This is a genomic window from Neptuniibacter halophilus (assembly GCF_030295765.1).
Lineage (GTDB): Bacteria > Pseudomonadota > Gammaproteobacteria > Pseudomonadales > Balneatricaceae > Neptuniibacter > Neptuniibacter halophilus.
Genome location: NZ_AP027292.1, coordinates 1,865,555 through 1,885,419, shown reverse-complemented (window position 1 = coordinate 1,885,419; position 19,865 = coordinate 1,865,555). Strand labels below are relative to the sequence as shown.

Genomic DNA, 19,865 nt, shown 5'->3' with positions numbered 1-19,865 from the left:
TCCTAAAGCCTTATCTGCTGCAGTTTCTGATCCAGACCGTAACGCTCATCCAGCAAACGTCCGATGGTGCTGCCTTCGGCCAGATGGTAAGCGTACTGCATATGCAAACAGCGAATTTTGTCCCACTGGGATATGCCACCGATGCCGTACTGGTCATACAGATGCCGGAAGCCGAGGGATTCGATACGCGCCTCCTGCTCCGGGGTCACGGTTGCCCAGCGCAGATCCACATAGCGCTGCTGATCAGCCAGATGAGCCGCACGCAGCGTCTCATCTTCTGCCAACTCCTGTTCCAGCAATTTTACCGCGCCTGCCGTCTCAATCTCAGCAATCATCTGATAGACATCTTTACTGGAGAGCCAGAACAGGGTGGGAAACGGCTTATCATCGACTAAGGCCTGCATCTGCAGCACAATCGGTACGCCCTGATCACTCTGCACAGCGATACCGGCAAGGCCACGGGGTTCACGGCCAAGCTGCTGCCGGATCAGGTCAAGTTGTTGTTCGGAAGGGTTGATCAATGAAACTCTCTCTTAAATTCAGTTATAGCCGGACAACCGCCTGCACAGCTTACAGTATGGACGAGATCTGCTCAGACATTACCATAATCTTCACCCCGGCCAAGCCAGCGCTCTACCAGCGCTTCTGCGTGGTCAGGCCATGCCTGCATCTGCCCGGCCAGCGTTTTAACCCGGGTCAGCAGGTCAGAATCCCGTTGCAGATCCGCCATACGGAACTGCATCACACCGGTCTGCCGGGTCCCCAGCACCTCGCCGGGGCCGCGCAGCTCCAGATCTTTCTCTGCAATCCGGAAACCATCGGTGGTTTCACGCATCACCGCCAGTCGCTGCCGGCCCTGATTAGACAGCGGCGCATGGTACATCAGCACACAGAAGCTCTCCACCGAGCCACGCCCGACCCGGCCGCGTAACTGATGTAACTGGGCTAAACCCAGCCGCTCAGGGTTCTCAATAATCATCACGCTGGCGTTGGGTACATCCACCCCGACTTCAATCACCGTCGTCGCCACCAGCAGATCCAGCTCCGCCGCCTTAAAACGGCCCATTACTTCAGCTTTTTCGGCGGGTTTCATGCGCCCGTGGACCAGTCCGATACGCAGTTCCGGCAGCGCTTCAGCCAACTGCTGTTCGGTGACTTCGGCCGCCTGACACTGCAACGCCTCAGACTCTTCGATCAGGGTACAGACCCAGTACACCTGACGCTTTTCGGCACAGGCGCTGCGCACCCGCTCAATCACCTGATCGCGACGGCTGTCGGCGATCACCACGGTGCTGACCGGTGTCCGCCCCGGCGGCAACTCATCAATGACCGAGCAGTCCAGATCGGCGTAGGCACTCATCGTCAGGGTTCGTGGAATGGGTGTCGCGGTCATAATCAACTGGTGCGGCGCCAGCTTACCGTTGCGCCCTTTCTCCCGCAGCGAAAGGCGCTGATGCACACCAAAGCGGTGCTGTTCATCAATCACCACCAGCCCCAGATCGGAAAACACGACCTCCTCCTGAAACAGCGCATGGGTGCCCACCACAACCCGGGCTTCTCCGCTGCGAATCAGTTCCAGTTGTGCCTGACGCTGTTTACCTTTTAATTTACCCGCCAGCCACGCAACTTTAACCCCCAGCGGCTCCAGCCACTGGCTGAAATTATGGTAATGCTGCTCCGCCAGAATCTCGGTGGGAGCCATCACTGCCGCCTGCAATCCGCTCTCTACCGACTGGATCGCTGCCAGCGCAGCCACCACAGTTTTACCTGAACCTACATCCCCCTGCACCAGACGCAACATAGGAAAGGCCTGGGACAGATCCTTAGCCACCTCGTCCGCCACCCGGCTTTGCGCACCCGTCAGAGGAAACGGCAATGCATCAAGGAAAGCCCGCTTCAGCGAGCCATCTCCGGGTAACTCAGGCGCGCCTTTCTCACGGGTTTTCTGCCGCAGTTTCAACAGGGACAGGTGATGGGCCATCAGCTCTTCAAAAGCCAGCCGGCGCTGTGCCGGGTGCATCCCTTCCAGCAGCAGAGGCTGATTTGCATCCACCGGGGGGCGGTGCAGGTACTGCATAGCATCATCGAGGCCGGGAAACTGCCAGCCCTGCCGTAAGGATTCAGGTACCAGTTCCTGCAGCGCACCACGTTTGAGATATTCCAGTGCCTGATCAGTCAGACTTCGCAGCCGGTTCTGATGCAGCCCTTCGGTGGTGGGATAGACCGGGGTCAGATGCTCTTCAACCGGCACCAGTTCATCGCTGTCGACCCGGCGGTATTCAGGGTGAACAATTTCCAGCCCGTTAGCACCGGCACGGGCTTCGCCAAAACAGCGCAGGCGTACACCCGGTCGCAGGTTGTTCTTTTGTGCGGCAGAAAAATGGAAAAAACGCAGAGTCAGACTGCCGGTGCCATCCTGAATCCGGCAAAGCAGGCTGCGACGCCGGCCTTTACTGATATCGGCCAGTTTAACCTCGCCCTCAATCACACACTCATCACCGGGGCGCAGCGAGCCGATCGGCAGAATCCGGGTCCGGTCCTGATAGCGCAGAGGCAGGTGAAACAGAAGATCCTGCAGGGTACGGATCCCCAGGTTGTGCAGCTTTAACTCCAGCGCAGCACCGACCCCTTTCAGTTCACTGACCGGAATCTCGGCAAGAGCAAGGGTCATTGATTACCTGCAGGTTCGAACCGGGAGATCGCATCCACCAGCACATCGATCGCCTGCGGACGTGGAAAACTGGCGCGCCAGGCGACACCGACTGTACGTTGCGGCACCGGCTCGCGGAACGGACGGGTCACCACCATATCGGAACGGGAAGGCCCGTAAACAGCCGACTGCGGCAGAACAGAACAGCCAAGACCAGAACCCACCATCATGCGGATCGTCTCCAGAGAGCTGCCTTCGGTAATCGTATGCTGATCATGCAACGCCTGAGTCAGCGTAGGACAGGACTCAAGTACCTGATCACGGAAACAGTGCCCCTCGCCCAGCAACAGCAACGGCGTACTTGGCAGATCTTCACTGCTGATCGACTCCTGCTCGCTCCAGGGATGGCCCTTAGGCATCAGCATTTCAAAGTCTTCTTCGTAGAGCGGCCGGGTCAGAATATCCGGCTCATGGAACGGCAACGCCAGAATCACGGCATCCAGCTCACCGTTGCGGATCTTCTGGCGCAGATTTTCGGTAAAGTTTTCCTCGATATACAGCGGCATCTCCGGCGCCAGCTTCTGGACTTCAGAAACCAGATGGGGAAACAGGTAGGGGCCAATCGTGTAGATAGCGCCAACCCGGAGCGGACTCTTCAACTGATCTTTACCCTCCTGGGCCAGATCCCTGATTGTATCTGCCTGTTCCAGTACCCGTTGAGCCTGCTGTACCACCTTTTCACCCACCGGCGTTACCCGCACGGAGTTTTTGCTGCGTTCAAACAGGGCTACGCCCAGCTCTTCTTCAAGCTTTTTAACCGCAATCGACAGGGTCGGCTGGCTGACAAAACACTTTTCAGCCGCGTGGCCAAAGTGCTGCTCGCGGGCAAGGGTAACGATATAACGCAGTTCAGTAAGGGTCATGCAGGTTCATCCTTTGCTATGATGCCATTCTGATTGATAACCGGAGGCCTTATGCAACAGAAAACCATCCTTATCGCGGGGTGTGGCGACGTCGGATCCAAACTCGGACAGCAGCTACTACAACAAGGGCACAACGTTGTGGGCCTGCGACGTAATATAAACCAGCTTCCCCAAGGCATCCAAGGGATAAGCGCTGATCTGGGGCAATTAGACACGCTGCAACAAGCGCTTAGCGAGATTCAGCAGTGCGATATTCTGGTCTACAGCGCAGCAGCATCGAGTCACGATGAAGCCGGTTATCAATCTGCCTATCTGCAGGGTATGCGCAACCTGTTACAGGCCCTGCCGGTTCAGCCGCAGCATCTGTTCTTTACCTCCAGCAGCGGGGTCTACCATCAGGATGATCACGGCTGGGTCGATGAAACCAGCCCCTGCCACCCGCAATCGTTCTCTGGCCGGATCATGCTGCAGGCCGAGCAGGCGGTAGCGCAGGCCTCCGTGCCGTCCACGGTCGTGCGCTTCACCGGTATCTATGGCCCGGGACGAAACCATCTGCTCAACCGGGTACGCCGCGGTGATGTGGCCCCACAAGAGCCGCCACAGTACAGCAACCGGATTCACCGTGATGACTGTACCGGCGTGCTTAACCACCTGATCAATCTGCACTTTAACGGACAGGCCCTGCTCGACTGCTATCTGGCTACCGACGATGAACCGGTGACCATGCATGAGGTGACACACTGGCTGGCTGAAACGCTGGGCAGCGAGATTCTCACCACCACAGCCAGTCGGCGGGCGGGCAGCAAACGCTGCAGCAACCAGCGGCTGAAGGATTCCGGCTATAAGTTTATCTACCCGGATTTCCGCAGCGGCTATCGCGAGCTGATTCACAGCCAGTAAAAAAGGGGCTCCGGGCCCCTTTGATATTGTCACGTTTTCAGCATCTGGCAGAGATGAGTTTTCGCCTGTCGTCGGGCTCAGACGCTTACCCGGCCAAACCGCTTAACCCTGTAAAAGCCGCCCCGAAACTGGCTACCCGTCTCGCTTAATACTCTGTCAGGGTATTACTTCGCAAACTCATCCATCAGTGCCTGCTGGGCGGAGAAAGGCTCTTCGCCCTCAGCCGGCTGATTCTGGATATAGCTGCCGTCGGCCTGCAGCTCCCAGCTCTGACAGTTGTCCTGCATGTAGTAATCCAGTTCACGCTTGAGTCGTTCCGCATGCTTGCCAAACAACTGGAAGCCGGTTTCTACACGGTTCAGCATGTTGCGCTCCATCCAGTCGGCACTGGCGCAGAACACTTCAGGTTTACCGTTATTACCGAAGTAGTAAACCCGGGTATGTTCCAGAAAACGGCCGATAATCGAGCGTACATGGATATTCTCTGACAGCCCTTCAATACCCGGACGCAGACGGCACATGCCGCGGATGATCAGCTCAACTTTAACCCCCGCCGCAGACGCTTCATACAACGCACGAATCATCTTCGGTTCTGTCAGCCCGTTGACCTTAACCATGATATGGCCGGGTTTGCCGGAATTTGCCAGACGGGTTTCGTTGCGAATCGCCTCAATCATTTTGGCGTGCAGCGTAAAAGGCGCATTGTAGAGTTTTTTCAGCTTCTGGATCTTGCCCATTCCGGTGAGCTGCTGGAATACCTTATGCACATCTTCCCCCACCTCCTGATCGGCGGTGAGGAAGCTGTAATCGGTGTAGAGGCGGGCCGTACCCGAGTGGTAGTTACCCGTCCCCAGATGGGAGTAACGCACCAGTTGGTTACCCTCTTCACGCACAATCAGCATCGCCTTGGCGTGACACTTATAGCCAACCACCCCGTATACCACCAGACAGCCGGCTTCCTGCAGACGGGAGGCCAGATGCAGGTTACTTTCTTCATCAAACCGGGCCCGCAGTTCAATGACTACGGTGACCTCTTTACCGCTACGCGCCGCTTCCACCAGTGCGTTAACGATGTCGGATTTAACCCCGGTACGGTACAGCGTCTGTTTGATCGCCACTACATCCGGATCTTTCGCCGCCTGACGCAACAGATCGACAACCGGGGTAAAGGACTGGAATGGATGCAGCAAGAGCTGGTCGTTGGCTTTCAGCGCATCAAATACGCTCTCACCCTTCAGCTTACCCGGCACACCCGGAGTAAACGGTTTCCAGCGCAGATCATTGCGCTCCACCAGATCACGCACGGCCATCAGTCGGGTCAGGTTAACCGGCCCATCAACGCGGTAGGTCTGCGATTCATCCAGCTTGAACTCGCGCTGCAGGAACTCAATCAGCTCCTCAGGTGTGCGCTGATCCACCTCAAGACGCACCGCATCACCGTATTTACGCGAATGCAGTTCACCACGCAGGGTGTTCGCCAGATCCTCAACCTCTTCCACATCGAAGGTCATATCCGCATTACGGGTGATACGGAACTGGTAGCAGCCATCCACGGTCATCCCCGGGAACAGCTCATCGGCAAATTCGTGGATAATCGAGGAGAGGAAGATCAGGTTATCGCCCCCATCACAGAGCTCATCCGGCAGGCGGATCAGACGCGGCAGGGAACGCGGTGCAGGAATAATCGCCATGCCGGTTTCACGGCCAAACGCATCTTTACCATCCAGCTCAACGATGAAGTTAAGGCTTTTGTTCACCAGACGCGGGAACGGGTGTGACGGGTCGAGTCCGACCGGGCTGATCACCGGAACCACCTTCTCTTCAAAGTAGGTACGAATCCACTCACGCTGCTCCGGCGTCCACAGATGACGACGGATGAAGTGGATATTCTCCTTCTCCATCTCCGGGAAGATGATGTCGTTAAGAATCTTGTACTGACGCTCAACGATCAGGTGGCAGATCTCGCTGATTCGTTCCAGCACGGTGCGCGGATGCATCGCATCCGGCCCGACCGCTTCACGACCATACTTGAGCTGGGTGATCTGATCCGCCACGCGGATCTCAAAGAACTCATCCAGATTGCTGGAGAAGATCAGCAGGAACATCAGACGCTCCAGCAGCGGGTGCTGCTCCTCCAGCGCCTGTTCCAGTACCCGGATATTGAACTGCAGGTGGCTCAGCTCTCGGTTGATGTAAAGCTCGGGCGCCTTGAGGTCAACCGGCGTTTCCTCCACCTCCTGCTCGGTGATGGCAACATTTTCCCGGCTCTCAAGCAGAGCAACCGCCGCTTCATTCTGTTCTACTAACTCAACCATAACTGGCCTGCCTTATTCCTTAATCCCTGCAGATCCCTGTACGTTTCAGCGATCTGTTAATCGTTTAACCACTGCGCAACGCGTTTGGCAAAGTAGGTCAGCACCCCGTCCGCACCGGCACGTTTGAAGGCCAGCAGGGATTCCAGGGTGACACTTTTCTCATCGAGCCAGCCATTCTGGAAGGCCGCCATATGCATCGCGTATTCACCGCTCACCTGATAAGCATAGGTGGGCGCTTTCAATTCTTCTTTAACCCGGCGCACAATATCCAGATAAGGCATACCCGGTTTAACCATCACCATATCGGCACCTTCGGCCAGATCCAGTGCAACTTCATGCAAAGCCTCATCGCTGTTGGCCGGATCCATCTGGTAGCTGAACTTGTTCCCTTTACCGATGTTTGCCGCTGAACCGACGGCATCGCGGAACGGCCCATAGTAAGCACTCGCATACTTGGCAGAATAAGCCATGATGAGCGTATTCACGAAAGCGTTGCTTTCCAGCTCATCGCGGATACCGGCAATTCGGCCATCCATCATATCGCTCGGCGCGACAATATCGGCACCCGCTTCGGCATGGGACAGCGCCTGTTTGATCAGCGTATCCACGGTACGATCATTCAGGACATAGCCGTTCTCATCGATAATGCCGTCCTGCCCGTGGGTGGTGAACGGGTCCAGCGCTACATCCGTCATGATGCCCATCTCAGGGCAGGCATCCTTGATCGCCTTAACCGCACGCTGCGCCAGACCATCTGGGTTATAGGATTCTTCCGCAAACTCCGATTTCACATCCATCGGCGTTACCGGAAACAGCGCCATCGCCGGAACACCCAGCGCCGCCAGCTCTTTCGCTTCTGCCACCAACAGGTCGATACTCATCCGCTCCACGCCGGGCATAGAGGGCACCAGTTCGGTCTGATTCTGTCCCTCGATAACAAAAACCGGGTAGATCAGATCGCTTGGCGTCAGTTCATTCTCACGCATCAGACGACGGGAGAAGTCATTAGCACGCATACGGCGCATACGGGTTTCAGGGTAGAAGCGCTGGCTGTTATTGAAGGACACGTCGGTTTCCTTATCAGTGCAGGGTGAATTGGACAGAAAAAAGATGACAAACAGATGACAACGATCCGAAAGGCGGGTTCAGTCTACCCGGTCATCTTCGTGGTAATAGGCTGAATCTTATCGTAATCTTGCCCTCATAGGGTATGACTGAACTCATATAAAAGGAAACGGGAAAGATGAAAAAGATCGCGGTGGTTCTCTCCGGCTGTGGCGTTTACGACGGCTCAGAAATTTACGAATCCGTAATCACCCTGCTGCAGATTGCAGAACGCGGTGCCAGCTACCAGTGTATGGCGCCGAATATCGAGCAGATGCACGTGATCAATCACCTCAGTGGTGAAGAAGCCAGCGGTGAACGTCGCAATGTTCTGGTAGAGGCCGCACGGTTAGCCCGCGGCGAAATTATCGATCTGGCTGATGCCAAAGCAGAGGACTACGATGCGCTGATCATCCCCGGTGGTTTTGGTGCCGCGAAAAATCTCTCCGATTTTGCAGTGAAAGGTGCAGAATGTCAGGTTAATCCACAACTGATCAGCTTCACTCAGGCGATCCACCAGGCGGGTAAACCGGTAGGTCTGATCTGTATCGCTCCGGCAATGACACCGATCCTGTTAGGCGAAGGTGCCACCTGCACTATCGGCACGGACCCCGACGCAGCCGCTGCCATCGAAGCGATGGGGGGTAAGCACCAGAACTGCGGTGTCAGCGAGATTGTAATCGATACAGAGCGCAAAATTGTGACGACTCCTGCCTATATGCTGGCGGGCAGTATCACCGAGGCGGCTTCCGGCATCCGTAAACTGGTGGATCAGGTACTGGATCTGGCCTGATCAATCCTTGATGCAGGGTGCAATCGGCTGCCCCGATGCCCCTGCCCTCTGGCTTTGCTTATTTCACAACCGGGCAGGGCAACTCGGCTTTCAGCCCTTCATAAATCGACGCTTTTAATTGACTCACTCCGGCATTCCCCCCGGCAATGTGCGGTGCGATCTGTTGAATAATCTCTGCCCGCGCCCGTTCCGCCGGAACGCAAAAGTGAAGAAAATGTCCCTCGCCCTCGCGCCCACCCAACCGGGTGCGCAGTGCCCGAGACATAAAATCCTCCTGATCTGCCGACTGCAGTTCAGTGGCGTTTTCCGAGTCAGTCAGCAGTGCACCATCGATAAAGCCATTGATGTAGGTCGCGCAAGCCGCAGCTTCAACCGCTGCCGGTCGCTGCTTCAGTGCCTGACAGGAGCTGAGCAACTGCTCTTCATGCACCTGAAGTAACGCGGCACTCGCGGTCTGACTGATTATCCACGCACTGATTAGCATTCCAGGTATTATTTTTTTCATATTGGAATTTCCTGTTGCGGTAGCATCTATCGTCTGGGCTGTTACTTTAGTGTCTCTTTTTCGATCAAAAACACCATCATCATAAAGTTGCACGCTCCTCATCCGTGACCACTTTGTGTGACCACTGCATAAATATCCGGTAGAGCATCGGGATCAGGAACAATGTCAGTACGGTAGAAAACGCCAGACCGCTGACAATCGCCGTTGCCACCGGCCCCCAGATCAGAGAGTGCCCACCGAGACCGGTCGCCAGTGAGAAAAGCCCGGCGATGGTGGTCAGCGAGGTAATCAGAATCGGAATCACCCTGCGCCGGGCCGCGTACAGCGTGGCATGCTTCACCGACATTCCCTTTTCCAGTCGCTGGTTACCCGCTGAGATCAGTACAATCGCCGCGTTTACAGCGATTCCGGCCAGCGCAACTACGCCGTACATGGTAAACAGGCTCAGAGGATTGCTGGTCAGCAGCAGGCCCATCACCACGCCGGTAAACGCCATCGGAATGGTCATCAGAATCATCAGCGGCTGCCAGTAACTGGCAAACTGAGTGCCAAGAATCAGGTACATCAGCCCGATACCGAACAGGAACAGGATGCCGATTGCGTCCATACTCTCCTGAATATCATCCAGCTCCCCGGAGAAATCCAGATCCAGATTAGGGAACTGCGACAGCAACTGACTGTTCCAGTGCTCCACGACCATGGCATTGGCGGTCACGGTATCGATACTCTCCGGCAACAGATCCGCCTCCACGGTGATGGCCCGGCGGAAGTTGTAGTGACGGATATTGCCCAGTGCCTGTTCGCGCTTAAAGCTGACCAGCTCAGACAAGGGCACCTGCCCCCCATCCGGCAGCGGTAGTTTGAAATCCAGCAGTTGATCAATGTCGGTGTAGGCTTGCGGTTTTGCCCGCACCCGGACCTCGAGCTTTTCCCCCTCATGCTGCATATCCGCCACCACTTCACCATCCACCAGCAGTTGTGCAGTACGGATCACCTGCAATGGATTCAGACCGGCCCGGGTGATCGCATCATAATCCGCCTGCAGGGTCAGGGTCATCCGCCCACCACCGGCATCATCACTGATATCGGTAATCTCCGGCACCTGCGCCATAAACGCCTTCAGCGCATCCGCAGCCGCACGGATCTCAGCGTACTCATCACCGCGCACTTTGATACTGATCGGCCTCGACACCGGAGGGCCACCGGCAAGACGCAGGAAGGTGGTATTCACCGGCCCCGGCAGTGCCAGCGCATCCTCCCGTACCGCGGCCAGCAGCTCATCTACGGAACGATTGGTATCGGTCTTCGGCTGCAGACCCACCAGCACCTGTCCGTAATGTTCGCCGAACATCGGTGCAGTCTCGGTGAACTGCTGCCCGGCGTAGCCAACCACCGCACGCAGGTCTTCATCTTTCAGGTGCTTACGCACCAGTTGTTCCATCTGCCGGACTTTATCGAGGGTAGTGGCCAGCGGCGTCTGCGGTGCCATCTCAATATTGACGTAAAACAGCCGCAGTGGATCAGAGGCAAAAAAGTCCAGCTTGATCAGCCCCGCCCCCAGCGCTCCCATGGCACCGGTGAACAACGCGATAATCAGACTGAACGTCAGTATCGGGCGGCGCATCGCCCAGATCAGGCTGCGCACATAACTGATCTGAATTTTGTGGGTCATCCTGACCCGGAACCGCTGCATCCGGCCGGGATCGGCAAAACTTACCCGCGCTACGCTGACGTGCACCGGCAGCATCCAGAACGCTTCAATCAGCGAGATCGCCAGTGCAATGGTGACAACCATCGGGATCACCCGCATAAAATCACCGAGAATGCCCGGCAGCAGCATCAGTGGCATAAATGCCGCCATGGTGGTGAGGACGGCGCTGATCACCGGTCGCCCCACTTCACTGAGTGAGGCCAAGGTGGCCTGATAGGCCGGCTGTCCGAGCTGCATACGGTAGTAAATCGCCTCGACCACAACCACCGCATCATCCACCAGCATCCCGAGTACGATCACGACGCCCAGCAGCACCGTTACATTCAGCGTTTCTCCCATCCCCCAGAGCACCCAGAAAGTACCGGCGAGAATAAAAGGAATACCGATGGCGGTGAGAAAAGCGATGCGTGCGCCAAGGAACAGCCACGCCACCAGAAGCACCAGCAGCAGGCCGATCAGGGCATTATTCTGCATCAGGCTGATCGCCTCCCGGGTGGGAATGGTCTGATCATCGACCATAACCAGTTCAACGCCGGTGGAGGTCGCCAGCAGGTTCCGCTGATCCATGTAGGTTTTAACCCGCTCCACCAGCTCCAGCGTATTGGCATCCGCCTTTTTCATAACCGCCAGCACAACAGCAGGCTTGCCGTTAATCACCGCATCCTGCGCTGCTTTTTCACGGGTTTGTGTAACCTCGGCAATCCGGCTCAGCCGGATCTCCTGCCCCTGCAGCCCCACCAGCGGAATCTGCTTCACCTGATCCGGGTCGGCACTGCGCCCGACCATCCGCACCAGCCAGGACTGACCGCCCACCTCAACACTGCCGGCGGAGATATCGCGGAACCATACCGCTACTGTATCTGCCAGATCAGTGGGCGAAAGAGACAGTGCCTGTAACACCGCCGGATCAAAGTTGACCTGCAGTTCCGGGTCATCAAGCCCCACCGGGTCCACCCGGTCAATGCCGGCCAGACGCTCCAGATCCTCTTCGATATTCCGGGCCTGAATCCGCAGGTTTTCGTCATCATCCAGTGCGGTTACCGCGACCGTCACACTGGGGAAAGCGTTGGCGCTGGTCAGCTCAAGGATCACCGGATCGGAGGCGTTCTCCGGCAGCTCATCCTCAACATTCTGTATCTCACGGCGCAGATCGTTGATGCGCTTATCAAAAGTCCGGGCATCAATATCCTGAAACCGGATCAACAGGCTGGATACGGCCTCACGGCTGTTAGAGGAGGCAAATTTGATATCTGAGACATTTTCTATCGCATCTTCCAGCGGGTCAGTCACCCGCTTTTCAATATCCCCGGCACTGGCTCCGGGCAACACGGTGGTCACTACCACCCAGTTGAAGTTGATCGTCGGATCCTGTTGCCGCGGCAGCAACTGATAACACAGCGCGCCGATGACCAGCACCAGAACAAAGGTCAGATTCGCCAGCACATGATTGCGGAATAAACGGCTCATCATCCCTCTATTCCTCACCGGCCAGAGTGACACTTGCGCCGTCAATAACCGAGTGTTGCCCCTCGACAATAATCAGACTGTCGCCGGGCAGACCGACCCGGGCCGCTTGCCCCTCAATGGCATCCGGGAGCACAACAAACTGTGCCTTGCCATCCACCACCTGCATCACGCCCAGCTGCCCCTGCCGGGACGCAACATAGCGAATCGGCAGGCGCTGCTCCCCTGACTGCCAGAACAACCGGCCACTGGCACCGGAAATCGCTGGTTCAGCGCTGAAGCCGAGTCTGACCTGCTGAGTACGGGCCCGGCTTTCCAGCAACGGCAGAATAGCCCGGAGCTGTAACGGATATCGCTGCTGATTCAACTGCAGCCAGATCTCCGGGCTGCGGCGCAGTTGCGCTGCCTGCTCCCGGGTCAGGGCAGCACTGACCTCCTGACTGCCCTGACGCAGAACTTTGAGCATCGGCGTGCCCGGTGCCACCAGTGCACCGGGGCTGATCTGACGGGAAGTAATCACGCCGGCAAACGGCGCCAATGGGGTACAACGCTGCACCATCAGCCCGGCTTCAGCCAGCGCCGCTTTGCTGCCCTGCTGCTGTGCCAGCAAACTATTGAGTTCGGCCTGACGCTGGTCACGCAGTTCCTGAGAGGCATTTTTCTGTTGCAGCAGACGTTGCGCGCGGGAGAGTTGTTGCCGGGCCAGTTGCAACTGGGCCTGAAGAGCCTGCACAGCCGCTTCGGCCTGTTGCTGTGCGAGCTCGTAATCGCGGCATTCCAGTTTCAGCAGTGGCTGATCCTGTTGCACCTGATCGCCGACCTGAACCAGCACCTGCTCGACTCTGGCGCTGATACGGGCACTGAGCAGCGAGTGCTCTTCGTTAACCACTTCAGCCGGCGCGCTGTCAGATGAAGGCTGCAGTAATTCGTCCAGTGGTTTAACCACTACAGACCCCGCTGCATTTAAAAGCCCACAGAAAAGCAGCAGTGTGAAACCGGCCCAATATCTCATACTCATCCCTGTTATATGGTTTGTGATATGGCTGATAATGCATCATGACCCGCCTGAGCACCAGACTCGTTCAAAACCTGAGCGGTGTCCGGCAGATACAAAAAAGCCCCGCAGTGCGAGGCTTTCAGGTTCTGATCAGAGCCGGACTTCTATGCCCCGTTCCCGCATGTAGGCTTTCGCCTGCGGCACGGTGTACTCATTAAAGTGGAAGATTGATGCCGCCAGTACCGCATCTGCCTTTCCTTCAATACAGCCTTCGACCAGATGATCCAGATTACCAACACCACCGGAGGCGATCACCGGTACATTGACCGCTTCGCTGATCGCACGGGTCAGGGCAATATCGTAACCGTTCTTCACCCCGTCCTGATCCATCGAGGTCAGCAGGATCTCACCGGCGCCAAGCGCCACCATCTTCCGCGCCCACTCAATGGCATCGATACCGGTTGGCTTGCGGCCACCGTGGGTGAAGATCTCCCAGCGATCCTCTTCGTCTGCGGCAGAGACCTTTTTCGCGTCGATCGCCACCACAATGCACTGAGAACCGAAGCGATCAGAGGCTTCTTTCACAAACTCAGGGTTAAACACCGCCGCCGAGTTAATGGATACCTTATCGGCACCGGCATTAAGCATGGTACGGATATCTTCGCAGGTGCGGATACCGCCCCCCACAGTCAGCGGGATAAATACCTGAGAGGCCATCCGCTCAACCGTTTCAACCATCGTGTCACGACCTTCGTGCGTCGCGGTGATATCGAGAAAGGTGATCTCGTCAGCGCCCTGCTCGTCGTAGCGTTTGGCAACCTCAACCGGGTCACCCGCATCGCGGATATCGACAAACTTAACGCCCTTAACTACACGGCCGTTTTCCACATCCAGACAGGGAATAATGCGTTTTGCCAGAGCCATCAGATCTTACCGTCCCAGTTGAGGAAATTTTTCAGAAGTTGCAGACCCGCCTTCGAGCTTTTCTCCGGGTGGAACTGCACCGCAAACACGTTATCCCGCGCCAGTGCCACATCAAACTGCAGACCGTAACGGCAAACGCCCGCCACCAGATCACGCTGTTCTGACTGCACGTAGTAGCTGTGGACAAAATAGAAGCGGCTGCCATCTTCGATCTCGCTCCACAGGGGATGATCGATCATCTGCGCCACTTCGTTCCAGCCCATATGCGGAACTTTAAGCCGGTCGCCCTCTTCACGCAGATCATCACCGAAGTATTTCACTTCACCGTCGAAGTGCGCCAGACAGTCCACACCGCCGTTCTCTTCTGAACGCTGCAGCAGGGCCTGCATTCCGACACAAATACCGAGAAACGGCTTGCCGGAGTTGATTGCATCAGTGACCTCTTTATCCACTCCTGCGCGCAGGATCTCTGCCATACAATCACGCATCGCACCAACACCGGGCAGGATTACCCGATCAGCGCTGGCAACCCGTTCCGGGTCGGCTGTGACCCAAACCTCAACACCGGGCTGAACAAATTCCAGCGCCTTGGCAACCGAGTGCAGGTTGCCCATTCCGTAGTCGATTACCGCTACCGTCGACATGGTTTACAAACACCCCTTAGTGGATGGCATAACGTCCGCTGCGCGCGCATCAATTTCCAGCGCGTAACGCAGGGCACGACCAAAGGCTTTAAAGATCGTCTCCGCCTGATGGTGAGCGTTGAAACCTTTGATATTGTCAATATGCAGAGTCACGCCGGCGTGATTAACGAAGCCCTGGAAAAACTCCCAGAACAACTGAGTATCAAAACGACCGATATTGCCACGGGTGAACTCTACTTTCATGTCCAGACCCGGACGACCGGAGAAATCAATCACAACACGGGACAGTGCCTCATCCAGCGGGCAGTAAGCGTGGCCGTAGCGCATGATCCCTTTACGATCACCCACGGCTTCCTTAAACGCCTGACCCAGAGTAATACCAATATCTTCCACCGTATGGTGGTCATCAATGTGGGTATCGCCCACCGCATGGATATCAAGATCGATCAGACCATGACGGGAGATCTGCTCCATCATGTGCTCAAGAAAAGGCACACCGGTTTCAGCCTTAAACTGACCGCTACCATCGATATTGACCGACACAGTGATCTGCGTCTCCAGAGTATTTCGGCTTACCTTGGCTGTACGTTCCGCCATGGTTATCTCCCGCTAGGTTAAACAGAGCGCAGATTATACAACCAACACCTGATCCATGCACATGAGAAGCGGCCCTTAACCAGCAAAGCACTGACTCCTGATCTATCTTTTAAGTATTCAGCCTCCGGGAGAAAGCCAGCGCGATGAACGATGAGGTTCTGCACCAACTACTCGAAGACAACCATCAGGTTCTGCTGCTGGTTATTGATGCCCTGCCTTTCCCTATCTACTATAAAGATCTGAATTTCCGTTATCTCGGCTGCAACCGGGCCTACGAAGAGTATGTCGGCCTGCAGCGGGAGCAGATCATCGGCAAAGATGTGTTCGAACTGTTCGACAAAATCCCGGCCTCCATCTTCCACGCATCTGATCAGGAGCTACTGGCCAACCCCGGCACCCAGATTTACGAAACCCCGGTACACCGGGCAGGAGAAGAGACCATCTACGTTAAGTTCCACAAAGCCACCTTTGTGGATGAACAGGGCAATGTCGCCGGGCTGCTCGGTGCCATTATCGATATTACTGAGCAAAAAATTCTGGAGAAAAAATTTCAGCGTCTGGCGACCTATGACGACCTGACCGGCATCTACAACCGGCGCGAGGGTCGCAAGCAACTGAAGAAGCTCTGTCAGGAAGCCACCCGTCGGCAGCGACCGATCTGCGCCATCCTGCTGGATCTGGATAACTTCAAACAGATCAACGATACCTTCGGCCATGATGCCGGTGATGCGGTTCTGAAACGCACGGCCCGGGCGCTGGATCGCTACTCCCGGGCCCACGATTTTGTCTGCCGGTACGGCGGCGAGGAATTTATGATCATTCTCCCGGAAACCAGTAAGCAGCAGGCGGTGCAGATCGCCGAACGCTATCTGGCACAACTGCGTCAGCTTGAGATCGAGATCATGCACGGTGAAGTGCTGCAGGTGACCGCCAGCATCGGTGTCGGTGAACTGGATCTGGCGTTTTCCGACCGGGAAATGATGCTGAAACAGGCCGATCTGGCCCTCTACAAAGCCAAGAACGAGGGTAAAAACCGGGTCTGCTGCTGAATTATTAATCCGACCTTCAGGCTTTGCCGTTGAAACTTCACTAATTCCGTTTATCCTCAACCCTTCGGAACCTGGACCAAGGAGAGAACAATGAAAGGTTTGCTGAAAATCATCGCTGGATTAGCCGCCCTGGTGGTTGTGGTTATTCTCGCCGGCGGAGCAATTCTGGGGGCATTTTTCGACCCCAATGAATACAAGCCGGAGATCGAGCAGGCGGCACTGGAAAAAGGCGGCGTCGAGCTGAAAATTAACGGTGATATCGGCTGGTCCGTGTTCCCATGGCTGGGTCTCGAAGTTAACAAAATCGATGTTAAGTTCCCCGGCAAGCCCGATCTGGCCAGCCTCAATCAGGCACAGGTTTCTGTTCGCATTGCCGCACTGTTCTCCGGTCAGGTCGAAATGCAGAGCGTAGTGGTTGATGGTCTGAATCTGAACCTGATTCAGGAGAAAGATGGCAGCAACAACTGGAGCGCCACAATCAGCACCTCACAAGGCACTCAGCAGGCAGACAGCGGTTCTGCCGACAGTGCTGGTGAAGCCGGCCCCGCGCTGGCACTGGATATCGACAGCATCCAGATCAGTAATGGCCGTATCAGCTATCTGGATAAAACCAGCGACAGCGAAGCCCTGCTCAGCGACTTCAACATGAGTTCCGGTCAGGTCGTGACACAGGCGTTCTTCCCGGCTGAACTGAGTTTTACCGCAACCCAGAGCGTTAAGGGCGAAGAGCAGATCAAAGCCATCGCTAAGCTGGCCGCCGAGTTTTATCTGGATCTGGATAAACAGCAGTACAAAATCAAAGGTCTCGACAGCGAGATCAACCTCAGCGGCAAACCGCTGGCGGGCAACTCACTGACACTGGCGACTAAAGCCGATATTGATGCCGACCTGACCCGGCAGATGCTGAACCTGAACAACCTCAGCCTCGGCCTGGCCAATCTCAAAGCCGAAGGCGCGCTGGCCGTGAAAAACTTCGCAGCCCCGGAGATCAGCGGCAAACTGGCGGTCGCGCCATTTGATCTGAACAAGCTGCTCAGCAGTGTCGGTCAGGCAGAAGTTAAGACCACTGACCCGAACGTACTCAAAGCGATCAGCATGAATATGGAACTGACAGGGCCTGCCAATACGCTGACCGCCAAAAGCCTCAACCTGAAACTGGATGACACCAGCTTCAATGGCTCTGCTGCTTACAATCTGGCCAACAGCAATATCAGCGTTAACCTGCAGGGTGACAAACTGAATGCAGACCGCTACATGCCACCGGCCAGCGAACAACCTCAGCAGACCAGCGCTAAGGCCTCCGGCAGCAGTCAGGGCGGCAGCGCTTACCCGAAAGACCCGATCCTGCCGATCGATGCACTGCGTGCACTGGAGCTGGATGCCAAACTGGGCCTGAGCGCACTGCATGTGTCTAAAATGGATGTCAGCAATATTCTGTTGCAGGTCAGCGCCCACGGCGGCCTGATCAAAGCCAGCAAAATCGACGCCGACCTCTACAGCGGCACCGTGCGTAACAATGTCACCGTGGATGTTCGCAACAACACCCCGGTCATCACCTCGAACAAAACGGTAAAAGGAATTCAGATCGGCGAAGTGCTGACGGCTATGGCGGGCGAAGCCCAGATTACCGGCGCACTTAACTCCAGCTCCAACATTACCCTGCGCGGCAACTCAGTTCATGACTTTGTTAACAGCATGACCGGTACCGCACAGGTCAATATGACCGATGGTGTGCTGCACGGTATCGATATGGCCCAGACCGTATGTCAGGGCATGAACAACGTCAGCTCTCTGGGTATTAACACTCAGGAAGTGGACCGCTCCACCCCATTCGCCAATATGGGCGCTTCAACCACGATCAAAAACGGTGTGGTCAGCAATCAGGACCTGAAAGCCGCGCTCGATGCCATGAGCCTCAGCGGTAAAGGCACCGTCAACCTGCCACAACAGATGCTGGACTACCGCCTTGGCTTTATGGTGGAGCGCAACCTGTTCAAAGAAACCTGCTCCTTCCCGGATAAACTGGAAGGTGTAGAGATTCCTGTCGACTGTAAAGGCAGCTTTAACACCGACCCGGCAAAACTCTGTAAACCAGACCTGAGCTTTATCACCAATGCCCTGAAAAAACAGGTTAAGGAGAAAGCCAAGGCCAAGGTAGAAGAGAAAAAAGCCGAAGTCGAAGAAAAAGTAAAAGAGAAACTTGGCGATAAACTGAAAGGCCTGTTTGGTAACTGATGCAACCTGAGCAATTCTCCACGGCCGTACTGGACTGGTTTGACCAGCACGGCCGTCACGACCTGCCCTGGCAGGAAAACAAAACCGCCTACCACACCTGGATCTCTGAGATCATGTTGCAGCAGACCCAGGTGACCACGGTCATTCCCTACTACCAGCGCTTTATCGAACGCTTTCCCAGCGTCGAAGCGCTGGCAGCAGCGGAACAGGATGAGGTACTCCATCTCTGGACCGGGCTCGGTTATTACGCCCGTGCCCGTAACCTTCACAAAACCGCTCAGATCGTTACCCACAACCATCAGGGACAGTTTCCTCTCAGCGTAGAGGAACTCTCAGAACTACCCGGTATCGGCCGCTCCACCGCCGGCGCAGTGCTCTCGATCAGCAGTGGCCGCTGGGCGCCGATCCTCGATGGTAACGTCAAGCGCGTTCTGGCCCGGTTTTATGCGCTGGAAGGCTGGCCCGGCACCACCGCGAATCAAAAACGGCTCTGGCAATATGCCGAACAGAACACCCCTCGTCAGCGGGTCGGCGATTACACCCAGGCGATGATGGATCTCGGAGCCACCCTCTGCACCCGGAGCAAGCCCAGTTGCCTGCTCTGCCCGCTGCAACCCCACTGTGAAGCCTTTAAACAGGGTAAAACCGATCAGTTACCGGCCCCTAAACCGAAGAAAACCCAACCGGTAAAACAAACCTATATGCTGTTGTTACAACAGGATCAGGGCAAAGAAGTTCTGCTCTACCAGCGTCCACCCACCGGACTCTGGGGCGGACTCTGGAGCCTGCCGCAAGTCAGCGACCTGCGCGACACCCTGAGCGAAACCGGTCTGGAGCTCGATCAGGCAAGCATTCAGGTGCTGGAACCCCTGCGCCACACCTTCAGCCACTTCCATCTGGATATAACCCCGGTCAGGGCAAGGGTAAATACCCCTACAGACTCTGTCATGGAAGGCAAACCGCTGCTCTGGTATAACATAGAGCAACCAGAAAACGTCGGCCTGGCAGCCCCGGTTAAAAAGCTGCTGCAACAACTGGCCGAATCATAAAAGTT

General features: G+C 56.1%; 16 protein-coding genes. 5 read left to right on the top strand and 11 right to left on the bottom strand.

Going from position 1 to position 19,865, the window contains the following annotated elements; all coding sequences use genetic code 11:
- Positions 1–2 precede the first annotated feature (2 nt).
- The 3 genes from QUD59_RS08720 to QUD59_RS08710 all read right to left on the bottom strand — a co-directional run bounded on the left by QUD59_RS08720 (position 3) and on the right by QUD59_RS08710 (position 3,573).
- Positions 3–521 (bottom strand): DUF501 domain-containing protein, encoded by a 519-nt coding sequence (locus QUD59_RS08720; protein ID WP_286240883.1) that lies wholly within the window; start codon positions 519–521, stop codon positions 3–5.
- A 71-nt stretch (positions 522–592) separates the two neighbouring features.
- Positions 593–2,671, bottom strand: coding sequence for an ATP-dependent DNA helicase RecG (gene recG / locus QUD59_RS08715; protein WP_286240882.1), 2,079 nt, complete (start codon positions 2,669–2,671; stop codon positions 593–595).
- A complete protein-coding gene (locus QUD59_RS08710) occupies positions 2,668–3,573 on the bottom strand; it encodes a hydrogen peroxide-inducible genes activator (protein WP_286240880.1) in 906 nt (301 codons plus the stop codon). The genes recG and QUD59_RS08710 overlap by 4 nt, the downstream gene beginning before the upstream one ends.
- A gap of 51 nt (positions 3,574–3,624) precedes the next feature.
- Between QUD59_RS08710 and QUD59_RS08705 the strand changes: the two genes are divergently transcribed.
- Positions 3,625–4,473 carry an SDR family oxidoreductase gene (locus QUD59_RS08705; RefSeq protein ID WP_286240879.1) on the top strand — a complete coding sequence of 283 codons (849 nt, stop codon included), beginning with the start codon at positions 3,625–3,627 and terminating at the stop codon, positions 4,471–4,473.
- Positions 4,474–4,637: 164 nt separating this feature from the next.
- Here QUD59_RS08705 and ppk1 read toward each other — a convergent pair whose 3' ends face one another.
- Positions 4,638–6,788 carry a polyphosphate kinase 1 gene (ppk1, locus tag QUD59_RS08700; protein WP_286240878.1) on the bottom strand — a complete coding sequence of 717 codons (2,151 nt, stop codon included), beginning with the start codon at positions 6,786–6,788 and terminating at the stop codon, positions 4,638–4,640.
- Between the two features lie 56 nt (positions 6,789–6,844).
- A complete protein-coding gene (gene hemB / locus QUD59_RS08695) occupies positions 6,845–7,855 on the bottom strand; it encodes a porphobilinogen synthase (RefSeq protein ID WP_286240875.1) in 1,011 nt (336 codons plus the stop codon).
- A 176-nt stretch (positions 7,856–8,031) separates the two neighbouring features.
- Here hemB and elbB point away from each other — a divergent pair, with 176 nt between their 5' ends.
- Positions 8,032–8,685, top strand: a complete 654-nt coding sequence (gene elbB / locus QUD59_RS08690) for an isoprenoid biosynthesis glyoxalase ElbB (protein ID WP_286240874.1) — start codon at positions 8,032–8,034, stop codon at positions 8,683–8,685.
- Between the two features lie 58 nt (positions 8,686–8,743).
- On the opposite strand, the gene QUD59_RS08685 is transcribed toward elbB, so the two are convergent.
- The 6 genes from QUD59_RS08685 to hisB all read right to left on the bottom strand — a co-directional run bounded on the left by QUD59_RS08685 (position 8,744) and on the right by hisB (position 15,527).
- Positions 8,744–9,190 carry a Rap1a/Tai family immunity protein gene (locus QUD59_RS08685; protein WP_286240873.1) on the bottom strand — a complete coding sequence of 149 codons (447 nt, stop codon included), beginning with the start codon at positions 9,188–9,190 and terminating at the stop codon, positions 8,744–8,746.
- 79 nt (positions 9,191–9,269) lie between these two features.
- Positions 9,270–12,371: an efflux RND transporter permease subunit gene (locus QUD59_RS08680; protein ID WP_286240871.1), complete on the bottom strand. Its 3,102-nt coding sequence runs from the start codon at positions 12,369–12,371 to the stop codon at positions 9,270–9,272.
- 4 nt (positions 12,372–12,375) lie between these two features.
- The gene (locus QUD59_RS08675; protein ID WP_286240869.1) at positions 12,376–13,311 is read right to left on the bottom strand and encodes an efflux RND transporter periplasmic adaptor subunit; all 936 of its coding nucleotides are present in this window, start codon (positions 13,309–13,311) and stop codon (positions 12,376–12,378) included.
- Between the two features lie 201 nt (positions 13,312–13,512).
- Complete coding sequence (gene hisF, locus QUD59_RS08670; protein ID WP_286240868.1) at positions 13,513–14,286, bottom strand: imidazole glycerol phosphate synthase subunit HisF; 774 nt, start codon at positions 14,284–14,286, stop codon at positions 13,513–13,515.
- On the bottom strand, positions 14,286–14,930 hold the full coding sequence (gene hisH, locus QUD59_RS08665) for an imidazole glycerol phosphate synthase subunit HisH (RefSeq protein WP_286240866.1): 645 nt from the start codon (positions 14,928–14,930) through the stop codon (positions 14,286–14,288). Before hisH ends, hisF begins: the two co-directional genes overlap by 1 nt.
- 3 nt (positions 14,931–14,933) lie before the next feature.
- Positions 14,934–15,527 carry an imidazoleglycerol-phosphate dehydratase HisB gene (gene hisB, locus QUD59_RS08660; protein ID WP_286240864.1) on the bottom strand — a complete coding sequence of 198 codons (594 nt, stop codon included), beginning with the start codon at positions 15,525–15,527 and terminating at the stop codon, positions 14,934–14,936.
- Positions 15,528–15,670: 143 nt separating this feature from the next.
- On the opposite strand from hisB, the gene QUD59_RS08655 reads away from it, so the two are divergent.
- The 3 genes from QUD59_RS08655 to mutY all read left to right on the top strand — a co-directional run bounded on the left by QUD59_RS08655 (position 15,671) and on the right by mutY (position 19,860).
- A complete protein-coding gene (locus QUD59_RS08655; RefSeq protein ID WP_286240863.1) occupies positions 15,671–16,576 on the top strand; it encodes a GGDEF domain-containing protein in 906 nt (301 codons plus the stop codon).
- Positions 16,577–16,666: 90 nt separating this feature from the next.
- A complete protein-coding gene (locus tag QUD59_RS08650) occupies positions 16,667–18,811 on the top strand; it encodes an AsmA family protein (protein WP_286240862.1) in 2,145 nt (714 codons plus the stop codon).
- Entirely contained in the window at positions 18,811–19,860 is a 1,050-nt protein-coding gene (mutY, locus tag QUD59_RS08645) for an A/G-specific adenine glycosylase (RefSeq protein ID WP_286240860.1), read from the top strand. Before QUD59_RS08650 ends, mutY begins: the two co-directional genes overlap by 1 nt.
- Positions 19,861–19,865: the final 5 nt, after the last annotated feature.

Bases quoted from the DNA above. Each gene is read 5' to 3' on its own strand.
- recG (WP_286240882.1), bottom strand. From the start codon at position 2,671: ATGACCCTTGCTCTTGCCGAGATTCCGGTCAGTGAACTGAAAGGGGTC.
- QUD59_RS08710 (WP_286240880.1), bottom strand. From the start codon at position 3,573: ATGACCCTTACTGAACTGCGTTATATCGTTACCCTTGCCCGCGAGCAG.
- QUD59_RS08705 (WP_286240879.1), top strand. From the start codon at position 3,625: ATGCAACAGAAAACCATCCTTATCGCGGGGTGTGGCGACGTCGGATCC.
- ppk1 (WP_286240878.1), bottom strand. From the start codon at position 6,788: ATGGTTGAGTTAGTAGAACAGAATGAAGCGGCGGTTGCTCTGCTTGAG.
- elbB (WP_286240874.1), top strand. From the start codon at position 8,032: ATGAAAAAGATCGCGGTGGTTCTCTCCGGCTGTGGCGTTTACGACGGC.
- QUD59_RS08685 (WP_286240873.1), bottom strand. From the start codon at position 9,190: ATGAAAAAAATAATACCTGGAATGCTAATCAGTGCGTGGATAATCAGT.
- QUD59_RS08680 (WP_286240871.1), bottom strand. From the start codon at position 12,371: ATGATGAGCCGTTTATTCCGCAATCATGTGCTGGCGAATCTGACCTTT.
- hisF (WP_286240868.1), bottom strand. From the start codon at position 14,286: ATGGCTCTGGCAAAACGCATTATTCCCTGTCTGGATGTGGAAAACGGC.
- hisH (WP_286240866.1), bottom strand. From the start codon at position 14,930: ATGTCGACGGTAGCGGTAATCGACTACGGAATGGGCAACCTGCACTCG.
- hisB (WP_286240864.1), bottom strand. From the start codon at position 15,527: ATGGCGGAACGTACAGCCAAGGTAAGCCGAAATACTCTGGAGACGCAG.
- QUD59_RS08655 (WP_286240863.1), top strand. From the start codon at position 15,671: ATGAACGATGAGGTTCTGCACCAACTACTCGAAGACAACCATCAGGTT.
- QUD59_RS08650 (WP_286240862.1), top strand. From the start codon at position 16,667: ATGAAAGGTTTGCTGAAAATCATCGCTGGATTAGCCGCCCTGGTGGTT.
- mutY (WP_286240860.1), top strand. From the start codon at position 18,811: ATGCAACCTGAGCAATTCTCCACGGCCGTACTGGACTGGTTTGACCAG.